Raw genomic sequence first — 13,313 nt, 5'->3', positions numbered from 1 at the left:
GCCCAAACCGGCGTGCCATCCGCCGTCCACCCGGCGAAACCGCCCTGACGCGACGAAGGGTCCTGATCCCCCAGCCAGCTCCAGGTTTTCACCCGCAACCGGCCACCGAGTTCGCCCACGACATTGCCGTCAGCCGCATTCAACACCACATCCAGCAACACCCGCCGCGCTTGATCCTGCGCCGGCATCACGGCCAGCATTCGCAGCAACTCAGTCACTGAAACGCGCGTGGAAGGCTGCAACGAAGCCAAATCCAGCAACCACTCCGGTGCCTGCCGCGCCTGCCAATACGTGCGCCAGTCAGCGCCAGCAATGCCTAGCCGCTGCGGTTCAAAGTACAAACCGCACGACTTCACCAAGGCCTGATCGCGCTCAATCTTGCCGCCCGCCGTGCAGCAGTAAACTTCGTCTTTCGACTGACCTCGACATTCGTAAGCCGGCTCATGGGCATTGGTATCCACCAGCCAGCCGTACACAAACAACTTCCACACACTGCCCAACGGCGTCTGCAGATCAGCAGGCAACGGCTCGCGCGCGATCACCTGAGTCTGGCTCAAGGACAGCAACTCACCCTTAAAGGCCAGCCGCAGCGGCGGCTCCTGCGCGATTGCCAGCGCAGGGATCAAGCACAGCAGCCACCAGACCAGAGGTCGGGTCATGTCAGTTGACCGTGACCTGGCCAAGCGCCGGTTTCTGTTCCTGGGCCTGATGCTGTGGCGCGTAAACCTGAGTGAAACGCACCGGCGGCAGGTTGAACTGGCCCTTCTGCGAGAAACGCACCAAATGACGCAGGCGCAATTCACCACTCAAGGCATCGACCGGAATGGCATAGGCCATCTGCCCCGACTCGAAACGCGCCTTCTCCAACGCGGACGGTTCGGTGCCAGTCTTGCCCATGAGTTTGATGCCCCACGTGGTGCGCTCGACATCGGCGCCCGGTGGCAACGGCACTTCGAGCAAGCCGTAGCGCAGCGGTTTCGCGGCTTTGCTGGTGATGATCACTTCGTCCAGATACAGGCTGTCGCTGGACAACGGCTTGGCACCCACCGCTTCCAGTTTGAAGGTGAAGGCTTCGTCGCCCGGCACCAGACGCGACAGGCGACGGGTGATGGTCACGGCCATCGGATCGACCAGCGGTTGTTTGGTCTGAAAGCTCAACGCCGCTTGCAACGGACGCTCTTGCGCACCGGTCAGCGACAGCACTGCGGGCACCGGCGCAGCACCCTGCCACGTCCAATAAATCTCCCCGGTATCACCGTATTTTTTCTTCCAGCCTTCACCCGGTGCCAGTGCAATGGTAGGCGAAGCCTGCTCGATGCTGCGTTGCAACCAGGTCAGCGCCAATGCGCGTTCCAGGGTCGATTGCTGTGGCAACAGTCGTTGCAACAATGCTTGCGCGTGAGCCTGATCGAAGGCTTGCAGCGACAGGTTCAAGGCTTCGGCAAACGGCTGCGAACTGACCGCCAATCGTTGTTGCGCGTCTGGCAATTGACGACTGAAGGCGTCCGGCAGAGTCACCTTCGATTGCTTAGCCAACGAGGCCGTCAGCGCACGAGCAGCTGCCAGACCGAGCGCCGAATCCGGATCGCTCATGACGATGCTGTCTTCACCATCGTCCATCAGGTTCGCCGCATTACCTTCGCCCGCTTTCGACAGGTCATCCATCAAACCGCTGAGCAAGGTGTTCACCGGCAATTGCATCTGTTTGGCGAACGACAGAATCAGCGCTCTCTGCAACAGTGGCGTGTTTTTCGCCTGCTTCGAATAGACTTCCAGCACTCGCTGCCAATGCTCCGGCGGCAGGCTCAGTTCCAAGGCTTTGCTGGCGTGCCAGTCGGCGTAGTAAGCGTAAGCGGTGAGGAATGCATCCGGCTCGCCGTCCATGCCCCACCAGGTGAAACTCGCCGAAGGCCCGGCCATTTGCACCAGGCGCAGACGGCTGTTCTGCATGATCAGGCGCAAGCGATCGCGGATTTGCGGATTCGACGACAAGGTCGGATACGCGATGCTCAGCGGCAGCAAACGACTGGCCGTTTGTTCGACGCCGCCGTACGGATAACTCAACAGATCGTCGAGCGCCGAGCGGAACAGCGCTTGCGGGCTGTCATCCAGACGCAGGCGAATATCCGTCGCGTCTGCTGGCAAGGTCAGCGGCGTATCACCGCTGGCCGCGTCCAGGCTTTGGTTCTGAGTCACCTGCCAACCTTCGCCGGTCGCGGTCAGCCGCATAGCCAAGGCATCGGCCGTTTTGCCATCCTGCACCAGCTCAGCCGTCCACTCGCCACTGGCCAACGGGAACGCCGGCAGCGCGATGTAGTTGATGCCGTTGTTCAGCGTCACGGGGACGCGTTGTTCGGCGCCAGCGAAATGAATCACCAGCTCAGCCTTGACCGGTTTCTCGGCCTGACTGAACGCGAACACGCCGAGATCCGGTTTGTCGCCATTGCGGAATTTGGTCGGGCCGCTCCACTTCAGGTACAGCGGTTTTTCCGAGCGTACGAATTGCTTTTTCTGCCCGACCTGACCGTCATCGGCAATGGCCCGGGCGGTGATGCGCCAGCGGGTCAGCGAGTCCGGCATCTTGAAGGTGAAACGGGTTTTGCCGTTGGCGTCAGTGATCAATTCCGGCTGCCACGCGGCAGTGTCGACGTCTTCACGACGCGGCCGCTCCAGCACTTTCACGCCGCGCTCGCTACGATTGGCTTTACCCGGCGCGCCAGGGCTGCCCGGCAATGCCACGTCGTAGCTGATGAACGACAGACTGGCGCTGGTGCGCACGTTGTTGCGGCGCGGGTGGTAGAAAAACTGGTCGATGGTCGGCGCCACTTCCGGTTGCAACGCGTAGACCATTTCGTCCACCACGCTGACCGTCAGGTGCGCTGGAACAGGCTTGCCAGCGAACTGCGTGGTCAAGTCCACCGACACGGTATCGCCCGGCTGATACGCCTCTTTATCGGTGGCGATGACCACGTCGATCTGCGGCGCGATCACCTTGATGCCGGCGTTCTGGAAGCTGTACTGACCGCCCTTGGTGTACAGCACGGAGAACGTCAGGTTCGGCGCAAAGTTGTCCTTCACCGGGATCCGCGCGCGGTATTGGGTCTCGCTGAGTTTTTCCATCTTCAGCCAGTCGCCGCCCTTGGACAGCAGCGCTGTGGCCTCGACCTTGTCGCGCTCCAGCGACAGCAGTGCATCGCTGATCGGCTCAGGGAACGTGATCAATGCCAGGGCTTCGTCGCCAGCCTTGTACTCGGGTTTATCGAGGACAATTTCCACGGTGCCCGGCACGGCTTTGACGCCGTCGCCCGTGACCGAATGACCGGTGGCGCCCACCACGCGGCCATGGTCATCCTTCAACGTCAGGTTGTAAGTACCCGGACGGTCGAAGGCCAGGGTGAAGCCTTTATCTTTCGCGGCCAGTTTGCCTTCACCGGTGCTCTGGTCTTCCAGGCGCACCCAGCTGTAGCTGCTCGGCGTAACCGCTTTGCTTTGCTCGCTGCCGCCTTCGTTCAAGTAGCTGAACGCAACCTTGTCGCCCACCGCGCTAAAACGCTGAGGCGCGCGCAGGCTGAAACTCGCCGCGCCGCGGTCGATGAGGATTTCCTTGGTGGTCTTGACCCGATACGCCGCGCCATCGCTGGCGAAAACGGTGAGCATGTAGCGACTCGGCTTCTCGGCCGCCGGCAGATCCAGCGTCGCGTTGCCCTTGGCGTCGGTGGTCAGTTCGGTGCTGGTCAGCTCAACCGGGAATTGCCCGAGGTATTGCAGTTCGTTGTCGACCATCGACAGTTGTTGCGCGCGCAGGCTCAGGCTCAACTTGGCGTTGGCCACCGGTTTACCGTCCGGGTACAGCAGCACGAGGCTGCCCTTCACCGGTTCGCCGGTGCGGTAATCCTGCTTGGCCAGGTTCAGGGAAATCTCAAAGTGCGGCTTGATGTATTCGGCGACACGGAAGGCGCTGCTGTAGGCCTGATCCTTGTAGCTGAAACGCAGCTCGTAACCGCCCGCTACCGCGTTATCCGGCAACTGGAAACGGCCTTGAGTGCCCGCCTTGGAATCGAGTTTCAACGCCAGCGATTGCAGCGCCGTGCCGGTGGCATCGAGCACGGTCACGTTGACGTCGGCCGCAGTCGGCAGCACCGAGTCGCGGGCGTTCTTGAACTCGCGACCGACGATCTTCAGCGACACCCAATCCCCCGGCCGATACAGCGGCCGGTCGGTGAAGGCATAGAGTTTGGTGTCGTAGATTTCGCTGTCGTAATAGAAGTTTTCGGAGACAAACACCCCGCCCTCTTCGTCCTCGCCAATCACGAAGGAACGCTCAGGGCTGACGTGTTTCAGACGCAGCAAACCATCGGCATCGGTAGCGCCACTGCTCATCACGCCGAGGCCATCGGTCCACAGCACATTCACCTTTGGCACCGAACTGCCTTCATGCTTGCGCGCGGCCCACACCAGCAATTCATCACCGGCAATCTTGCTCACGGCCACGGTGTTGGAGACGAAGACCATGGTGGTCGCGCGGTACTTGCCGATCAGCGCTTCCACCAGGTACAGACCCGGCTTCAGATTGCCCAACGGGATGTACACGTTGCCCGGTGCAACGCTGACGAACTCGCTGGAAGAACCGGCCAGGTTCACGCCTTCAGGCGGCTGGATCGGTTTGGCTTGCCACAGCGGATAGCGGAATTGGCTGACCACCGGCAGGCCCGGAATCAGTGCGAATTGCGGCTGAGCGTCATAGGGCGTTGGCGCGGCCATGGCGGCGCCCATCTTCAGCTCCGGCACTTCCTCGGTGACTTGCTTACGCGATTCGTAAGAGAACGCGCGCTGCATCACCCGACGGGATTTGCGGTACCAGTTGTCCCACAGGTACGCGAGGGTGTTCGACAGGCCTTCACCCTTGAACTGACCGTCGCTGACCACGCGGTGCAGGTTCTTCTGGCGCTTGAGGAAATCCAGCGGCTTGTCGATGCGGTACACGCGAATGTCAGCGCCGCCGTAAGGCTCCATGCGGAACCGACGATAATCGCGACCCGGCGCTTCGAGGCGAACCATCGCCTGTTCGTCGCTGGCAAAACTGCTGTCGGCCAGCAGGAAAAAGCTTTCACCGGCCACCGGCGTGTAGCCACTCGGCTCGACGGCGTCTTCGGCGTTGACCGCCGAAAACGGCAGCACCAGGACCAACAGCAGGGACAGAAAACGCAGCATGCGGGCACCGATCATTGGGAGAGAAAGTTCAGTCGATAGACGCCGATGAAGTTGGGGTTGGCTGCGTCGGGTATCCATCGGGTGTCCTTCCATGTCATGAGTTGCTGCAGGCTTGCGGAGCGCATGCCGTTGTCAGTCGGGGTGGTGGTGCCGGTGTGATAGGCGATGTAGCGGCCCATCCAGATCATCAGGTGCTGGTCGTCGCCCTGATCGAAAAACATCAGGTCGCCGGGCCGGGCTTGCGCCAGATCGCGGCCGACCAAATGGCTGTTGAACTGAATCAGTTTGATCGCGTTGACGTACGGGCCGACCTTGCCGCCGCCCTGCTGCCATTGCTGGGCCAGGCCGCGTTGCGCCTCGCTGAGTTGCAGTTCTGGCGGCAGGTAACGGTTGGACAGGCCATTGCTGCGCAGCCATTTGTCGTCATGGACTTTCAGCGCTTCGTTGGCGGCGAAACGGACCAGGCCGGCGCAGTCTTGCTGATACCAGCGCGGACTCGGGCCTTGGGTCAGTTGCTCCTGGGCGATGCGCACGAACCAGGCGCGGAACACCTGGGATTGCTGCACGTCCAGCGGCGGCGCCTCAGTGGCAAATGCCCGGGTGCCCAGCAGCAACGCCAGCAGGCCGAGGCCTCGGATAAGGGCTGTCACAGGGCTTTCCATTCCAGCGGCAGCCATTGCCAGTGGCCGTCGGGCTCGCTGCCTTCGGGCAAGGTCAGGGCGTATTTGCCGTAGCCGCCGAGCTTGCGCAGTTTCGGGATCAGGTAGGTTTGCGCGGCGTTGTAAAACACCGGTTCCATGTCCTGCGGCAGGCTGTCGAGGGTTTCCTGTTGCATCAGTTGCGCCATCGAATCCGGGCCGAAGTAGACCGGCATCAGCAGGTCTTTCGGTACCACGTCGGCCATCGGCGGGAAGCGTTTGTCGAGGGTGCCGAGGGCTTTGTCCACGAGCTTGTCGTCGAGGGAAAACAGCAGCGTCGAACCGTGGCGCGCCAGGCTGACTTTCATGAACGCCTTGCCGGTGATCGCGTCCGGGTTCTCGGCATCCTTGGCCTTGTAAGGACCGAAACTTGAGCTGACCTGACGCTGCCATTGGTGGGTTGGGCCTTGCTGTTTCTCGATCACCGGGAACGCGTGCTCTTCGACGTTGCCTTCGTAGGCGCCGACCATCGAGCCGAACAGATTGCCCAGGTCGCCGTCAAGTTTGGCGCTGTCGTCATCGTTCAAACTGGCCACCAGCAGCGGCGTGTACAACCGCGAATCAGCGTACCAGCACAGGCCAGCGGCACCGGCCATGTGTTCGGTCAGGGCCTGAGCCACCGACTCTTCGGCACCGAGTTTCACCAGCAGCGGTTTTTGTTGTTCGGCGGCGAGCGGCAAGGCGACGCAGGCACTGGCGCCCATCGGCATGGCTTGCCAGATCGGCTTGAAATCGAAGTCCGGCTGGTCGTCCAGTTCGTCCATGGCCAGGAAGCTGTGCCAGCCCTTGTCGTCCATGTCGAAACGCAGCCCGGCGAAGTTCGGGATGAAACGCTGGTAACCCATGGCCAGGACGCTGGAATTGACCGACAGGCGTTGTTTCACTTCAGGCGCGCGTGGTGGCAGGCCGAAAGCTTCGGGGAACAGTTTCTGGCCGCCGAGCAATGCTTCCAGGGATTCAGTCGACACCATGCCGGGTTCTTCGACCGGACCGTGGCCGGCCTCATACAACTTGGCCGGATTGGACAGCACCACCAGTTTGTCGCCATGAGAGGCGAACAGCAGCGCTTTACTGTGGTTGTAGGTGAGTTGATAAAGCGGCACCACATCGCCGGCAACCTTGATTTCAGCCAGTTGGGTCAGCTGCGAATCATCCAGCGCTACTTTCGCCAGCGGCTCCAGCACCTTGGCCAGACCACCGCGATCCATCACCAACAAAAAGTCTTTCAGCCGACCATCCGCCCCACGCCACAACGCCACGTCTGCCGGTTGATCGAAGAGCTGCTCGATCAGGCTGTCCTGCAACTTCAGGTCATGTTCGTAAATGATCCGCCGCAGACTGCCGATCAAGCCGAGGCGATCGGCGTGCGCTTCGTAATAGAAGACGAAATCTTCGGTCAGGGTTTCCTTGAGGAACGGCACCGCCAGCAAATCCTTGGGCAACTGGCTCAAGGAGTGGGTTTCGAGCAGACCGTCCGGGCGGCTCATGCCCAGTTTGTCACTGGCCAACTGCGCCGGGGGCGCCTTGGGTTTGTGCATGAACCAGCCCAACCCGGCCGCGACGCCGGCCACCAGGACCAGCCCTACTACCAGAGCCGGCCAGCGGCGAGGAGTTTTGGCTGCAGGCGTTTCGGCGGCCGGAGAAACAGTGTTATCGCTCATGTTCACAAAACCCGATGTCATCCGTGGAGCGGGATGTTTAATAGTTGAAAGTCTTGACCAGCAGCAGGTCACCGATGGCCCGCAGGGGCACGATGAAGGTCTCGCGTTTTTCGTCGACGGTGTTTTCGTTGAGCACCAGGTTGATCTGCGAGGTGATCACCTCGTTCTGGTTGCTGGTCTCATCGAAGTTATAGCCGCCACTGCCAAAGTTGCCCCAATAGTTCACGTAAACCAGATAAGTGCCATGCATCGGCGCGGTCATGGTGAACATTTCCGGGCCGGGACCATCGACACCGTCCGGGTCCAGACCGCCGCCGTTGCTCATCGCCGGGCGAGCCCAGAACGCATGCTGGCCGTCGGGGGTAATGATGTGCAGGTCGAGTTCGGCTTTCGGGTCATCCCAGCCCAACACCACGCGAATCCGCGCCGGGGTGCGCAGGTTGTTGGCTTCATAGAATTGAACGCGCTTGAGGGATTGGCCTTCAGCGCTGCGTACTTCAACGCTGTTGGAGCCGGCGCCGAACGCATACGGCCGGGCGAAACGCCCTTGATCGTCGGTGTACAGATTCAGCGGATTGCCGTTGACGGCCAGGGTGTGCGGCCCTCGCTGAGTGCCGATGGCCTTGAGTTGGCCCTGGATCATAGTGCGATTGCGCTGCACGCCCCGGTCGATGGGCGGCGTCGGATAGGCAACTTGAGGATATTCGCTGCGATCGAGCAGGCCGTTGTAGCGCCAGCCCCCGACCGGCTCCGACAACTCGGCCGTCGGCTCGGCCCAGGCAGCGGTCGCGCAGACGAGCCCCATCAGCAATAGAAGAAATGAACGCATGTGACGCCTCCTGCCATGCATAACGAAACCTTGCGCCCGATCCTCGGCGCGTTACAGATCCAAAAACTGCGTTTCGTCAGAAAGACCCATGACTATCGGGTCGTAGAAGGCGCGAAGATTAGCCATTCGGCGGTTTTTTAACAATCAGATACATCTATTTTTGCGGTGGAATTCACGCTGTCAGGTGGACGGTGAGCCGAATAGGCGTCATATTCGGCTCACTATATGAGCCGAATAACATTTCTATTCGGCTCACCCACTCCAAGAGTACCGAGTTCATGGCACCTCACTGGATCTGGCAGCAGCCCGACTGGCCCAATTTCAACTGGCAAGCAGAGCGGTTGGGGCCGTTTTTGCGCGAGTGTGTCCAAGCCCAAGGGCGATTGATGGGCATGGCGAGTTCAGTGGGCAGTTCGCTGAGCGCTCAGAGCGAACTGGATGCACTGTTGCAGAACATCGTGACCTCATCCGCCATTGAGGGTGAGCAGCTCAATGTCGGCTCGGTTCGCTCCTCTTTGGCGCGACGGCTGGGCCTGGAGCTGGTCGATGGCAATAATGTCAGCCAGCGCAGTGAAGGGCTGGCGCAGTTGATGCTCGACGCCACTCAGCATTTCGCTGAACCGCTGACGCTGGAGCGATTACTGGATTGGCACGAATGGCTGTTTCCCGAGCAAGAGACCGATCTCGCCGCCCGGCCGATCCGTGTCGGTGCGCTACGCGGCGATGATCCGATGCAAGTGGTGTCCGGCCGCCTCGACAGACCAACCGTTCACTTCGAAGCCCCGCCTCGTCAGGGCCTTGAGCGACAGCTCGACACCTTCCTCACCTGGTTTACCGCCAGCCGAAATCAGGCGGGACTTGATCCATTGCTGCGGGCCGGCATTGCGCACTTCTGGTTTGTCACACTGCACCCTTTCGACGATGGCAACGGTCGCCTGACGCGAACGATCACCGATCTGGCATTGGCTCAGGGTGAAGACCAAGCCATCCGTTTCTATGCCATGTCCGCGAGTATTCTCGAAGACCGGTCCGGCTATTATCGAGTGCTCGAAGCCTGCCAGAAAGCCACGCTGGATATCACCGAGTGGCTGGAATGGTTTCTGCAAACCCTGCTGCGCAGCTTGCAACAGGCCATGGCGCGGATCGAAAGCGTGCTGGGTAAGGCGCGTTTCTGGCAGGCGCACCGGGAATCAGAGCTTTCAACCGAGCAAACCAAGGTGCTGAACCGCTTGCTCGATGGTGGGGAGCGAGGTTTCTCGGAGTGCATCAGTGCGGCGCAGTATCAGGCCGTGGCGAAGGTATCCAAAGCTACCGCAACCCGTCATCTGACCGATTTGTTGGAGAAAGGATGCCTCATACGTCTGCCCGGTGGTGGGCGCAGTACCCGCTATCAAATCAGCTATCCCGATGACTCAACACAGTAACCTGCTGCAACACACAACTGTGGCGAGGGGATTTATCCCCGTTGGGTCGCGAAGCGGCCCCCAGCGTCCGGCCAAACAGACCGAGTTGTCCGGATTGACGACTGCTTCGCAGCCGAACGGGGCGATGCGGCGTTCCGCTAAATCCCCTCGCCACAGGGTTGGTTTACTGGGGAAATACAGCGGTTGAGTCCCCCGCTCATTTGCCCATACCCCCCATGTCTGCTAGTGTCGCGCCGGTTTAACGTCAACCGGAAATAGCCGCCATGGCCCGCAAAAAAGCTGCACTGGATTTCGAACAATCTCTCGCCGACCTGCAAACGCTGGTAGAGCGTCTGGAGAACGGCGAATTGTCGCTGGAAGACTCGCTGACGGCTTTCGAGCAAGGCATCGGTCTGACCCGCGATTGCCAGGCGGCGCTGGCCCAGGCCGAGCAAAAGGTTCAGGTGCTGCTCGAGCGTGATGGCGAGCTGGCCGAGGAACCCTTCGACGCGGATCAGCCAGAATGATTGCAGCGTATTCGGCGACCAGCCAGGCCCGCGTCAATGCTGCACTGGAAACCCTGTTCAGCGCGCCGAGCCCGGAGCTCGCGCGTCTGTACGAGGCCATGCGCTACAGCGTGATGAATGGTGGCAAACGGGTCCGCCCGCTGCTGGCCTACGCCGCGTGCGAAGCGCTGGGCGGCCAGGCTGAGCACGCCAACGGCGCAGCGTGCGCAGTGGAGCTGATTCACGCTTATTCCCTGGTGCATGACGATTTGCCGGCCATGGACGACGACGATCTGCGTCGCGGCCAGCCGACCACTCACAAAAAATTCGATGAAGCCTGCGCGATTCTGGCCGGTGACGGCTTGCAGAGCCTGGCCTTCAGCGCCCTGCTCGATCCACGCCTGAGCAACTCTGACGCTGCTCTCATCTCCGATCACCTCCGCCTGCAAATGGTCAGTGCTCTGGCATTGGCCGCAGGCCCGGCCGGTATGGTCGGCGGTCAAGCCATCGACCTTGGTTCGGTCGGTCTGAAGCTCGATCAACAAGCCCTCGAATACATGCACCGGCACAAGACCGGCGCGCTGATCGAGGTCAGCGTCAAACTCGGCGCCCTGGCCAGTGGCCGCGCGGAGAAGGACGAACTGAAGTCTTTGCAGACTTATGCACAGGCCATCGGCCTGGCGTTCCAGGTGCAGGACGACATTCTCGACGTCGAAAGCGATACCGAAACCCTCGGCAAGCGCCAAGGCGCCGACATTGCTCGCGACAAACCGACTTATCCGGCCCTGCTCGGCCTCGACGCCGCCAAGGCTTACGCCCTGGAACTGCGTGATCAAGCCCTGCACGCGCTGCGACCGTTTGACGCGGCGGCCGAGCCGTTGCGCGATCTGGCCCGCTATATCGTCACCCGCCGCAGCTGACGGCGTATCCGCCAAGTTAAAACCAACGCGTGGGCAGGGGGCGATGCATCAGGTAAACTGCCGCATCTTTTATACCTATAACGATTCGCCTGATGCCCACGACGTTTCATGAGATTCCCCGCAAGCGCCCGACCACGCCCCTGCTCGACCGTGCCAACACGCCGGACGGCCTGCGCCGGTTAGGCGAGGCCGAGCTGGAAACCCTGGCTAATGAGTTGCGCCTGGAATTGCTCTACACGGTCGGTCAGACCGGCGGGCATTTCGGTGCTGGCCTGGGCGTCATCGAGCTGACTATCGCGCTGCATTACGTCTTCGACACCCCGGACGATCGGCTGGTGTGGGACGTGGGTCATCAGGCCTATCCGCACAAAATCCTCACCGGCCGTCGCGAGCGCATGGGCACCCTGCGCCAGAAGGACGGCATTGCGGCTTTCCCGCGTCGTTCAGAGAGCGAGTACGACACCTTTGGCGTCGGCCACTCCAGCACCTCGATCAGCGCAGCGCTGGGCATGGCCATAGCCGCCCGCCTGCAAAACAGTGATCGCAAGGCAATCGCGGTGATCGGCGACGGCGCATTGACCGCTGGCATGGCCTTCGAGGCGCTGAACCATGCGCCGGAAGTGGACGCCAATATGCTGGTGATCCTCAACGACAATGACATGTCGATCTCGCGCAACGTCGGCGGGCTGTCGAACTATCTGGCGAAAATCCTTTCCAGCCGCACTTACGCGAGCATGCGCGAAGGCAGCAAAAAGGTCCTGTCGCGCCTGCCTGGCGCCTGGGAAATCGCCCGTCGCACCGAAGAATACGCCAAAGGCATGCTGGTTCCCGGCACGCTGTTTGAAGAGCTGGGCTGGAACTACATCGGCCCGATCGATGGCCACGACCTGCCGACCCTGATCGCCACCCTGCGCAACATGCGCGATCTGAAAGGCCCGCAGTTCCTGCACGTCGTCACCAAGAAAGGCAAAGGCTTCGCCCCGGCGGAAGTCGACCCGATCGGTTACCACGCGATCACCAAGCTCGAACCGCTGGACGCTCCGGCCGCCGCGCCGAAGAAAGCGGGCGGACCGAAGTATTCCGGCGTATTTGGTGAATGGCTATGCGACATGGCCGCGTCTGATCCGCGTTTGGTGGGCATCACTCCCGCGATGAAGGAAGGCTCCGATCTGGTGGCCTTCAGCGAGCGTTTCCCGCTGCGCTACTTCGATGTGGCGATTGCCGAACAACACGCTGTGACCCTCGCTGCCGGCATGGCTTGCGAAGGCGCGAAACCGGTGGTGGCGATTTATTCGACGTTCCTGCAACGTGGCTATGACCAATTGATTCATGACGTCGCGGTGCAAAACCTCGACGTCCTGTTCGCCATCGACCGCGCGGGTCTGGTGGGCGAAGACGGCCCGACTCACGCGGGCAGCTTCGACCTGTCGTTCCTGCGCTGCATCCCCGGCATGCTGGTGATGACCCCTAGCGACGAAAACGAACTGCGCAAAATGCTCACCACTGGCCACCTGTTCAACGGCCCGGCGGCGGTGCGTTATCCGCGCGGTTCTGGCCCGAACGCGACGATCGAGAAAAACCTCGAGCCGATCGAAATCGGCAAGGGTGTGGTTCGTCGCCAGGGCAGCAAAGTCGCCCTGCTGGTGTTCGGCGTGCAACTGGCCGAGGCGCTGAAAGTCGCCGAGACGCTGGATGCCACCGTGGTCGACATGCGTTTCGTCAAACCGCTCGATGAAGCACTGGTGCGCGACATCGCGGGTAGCCATGAATTGCTGGTGACCATCGAAGAGAACGCGATCATGGGCGGTGCCGGTGGCGCCGTCAGCGAGTTTCTCGCCCGCGAAAACATCCTCAAGTCGATGCTGCACCTGGGCTTGCCGGACAGTTACGTCGAGCACGCCAAGCCTGCGCAAATGCTGGCCGAATGCGGACTGGATGAGGCCGGGATCGAAGCGTCGGTGCGTGAGCGTTTGCAACTGCTCAACCTCTAAAGACACATACAAAACCCCTTGTGGGAGCGGGCTTGCTCGCGAATGCGGTGGATCAGTCGATATCAATGTTGACTGACCCACCGCATTCGCGAGC

General features: G+C 61.2%; 9 protein-coding genes. 4 read left to right on the top strand and 5 right to left on the bottom strand.

The genetic code is table 11. The annotated features are described in order from the left end of the window. The 5 genes from KGB03_RS00555 to KGB03_RS00535 form a co-directional block, all read right to left on the bottom strand. On the bottom strand, nucleotides 1-659 hold a 659-nt coding region (locus KGB03_RS00555; protein WP_223525863.1), incomplete at its 3' end, for a DUF2300 domain-containing protein. A gap of 1 nt (nucleotide 660) precedes the next feature. Further along, nucleotides 661-5,226 (bottom strand): alpha-2-macroglobulin family protein, encoded by a 4,566-nt coding sequence (locus tag KGB03_RS00550; protein ID WP_223525864.1) that lies wholly within the window; start codon nucleotides 5,224-5,226, stop codon nucleotides 661-663. Further along, nucleotides 5,223-5,873 carry a DUF1175 domain-containing protein gene (locus KGB03_RS00545; RefSeq protein ID WP_095131398.1) on the bottom strand — a complete coding sequence of 217 codons (651 nt, stop codon included), beginning with the start codon at nucleotides 5,871-5,873 and terminating at the stop codon, nucleotides 5,223-5,225. Before KGB03_RS00545 ends, KGB03_RS00550 begins: the two co-directional genes overlap by 4 nt. Beyond that, a complete protein-coding gene (locus tag KGB03_RS00540) occupies nucleotides 5,858-7,570 on the bottom strand; it encodes a DUF2138 domain-containing protein (RefSeq protein ID WP_223525862.1) in 1,713 nt (570 codons plus the stop codon). Before KGB03_RS00540 ends, KGB03_RS00545 begins: the two co-directional genes overlap by 16 nt. A 37-nt stretch (nucleotides 7,571-7,607) precedes the next feature. Further along, nucleotides 7,608-8,399 (bottom strand): YfaP family protein, encoded by a 792-nt coding sequence (locus KGB03_RS00535; protein WP_192410795.1) that lies wholly within the window; start codon nucleotides 8,397-8,399, stop codon nucleotides 7,608-7,610. A gap of 278 nt (nucleotides 8,400-8,677) precedes the next feature. On the opposite strand from KGB03_RS00535, the gene KGB03_RS00530 reads away from it, so the two are divergent. The 4 genes from KGB03_RS00530 to dxs all read left to right on the top strand — a co-directional run bounded on the left by KGB03_RS00530 (nucleotide 8,678) and on the right by dxs (nucleotide 13,219). Beyond that, on the top strand, nucleotides 8,678-9,823 hold the full coding sequence (locus KGB03_RS00530) for a Fic family protein (protein ID WP_218537579.1): 1,146 nt from the start codon (nucleotides 8,678-8,680) through the stop codon (nucleotides 9,821-9,823). A gap of 263 nt (nucleotides 9,824-10,086) precedes the next feature. Then, nucleotides 10,087-10,329 carry an exodeoxyribonuclease VII small subunit gene (locus KGB03_RS00525; protein WP_007894317.1) on the top strand — a complete coding sequence of 81 codons (243 nt, stop codon included), beginning with the start codon at nucleotides 10,087-10,089 and terminating at the stop codon, nucleotides 10,327-10,329. Next, complete coding sequence (gene ispA, locus KGB03_RS00520; RefSeq protein ID WP_223525861.1) at nucleotides 10,326-11,228, top strand: (2E,6E)-farnesyl diphosphate synthase; 903 nt, start codon at nucleotides 10,326-10,328, stop codon at nucleotides 11,226-11,228. Before KGB03_RS00525 ends, ispA begins: the two co-directional genes overlap by 4 nt. A 92-nt stretch (nucleotides 11,229-11,320) precedes the next feature. Next, nucleotides 11,321-13,219, top strand: a complete 1,899-nt coding sequence (gene dxs / locus KGB03_RS00515; RefSeq protein WP_111451199.1) for a 1-deoxy-D-xylulose-5-phosphate synthase — start codon at nucleotides 11,321-11,323, stop codon at nucleotides 13,217-13,219. Nucleotides 13,220-13,313 lie beyond the last annotated feature (94 nt).

It is taken from the genome of Pseudomonas sp. BF-B-26, assembly GCF_019956495.1.
Classification (GTDB): domain Bacteria; phylum Pseudomonadota; class Gammaproteobacteria; order Pseudomonadales; family Pseudomonadaceae; genus Aquipseudomonas.
This window is presented reverse-complemented; position numbering and strand designations above follow the sequence as displayed.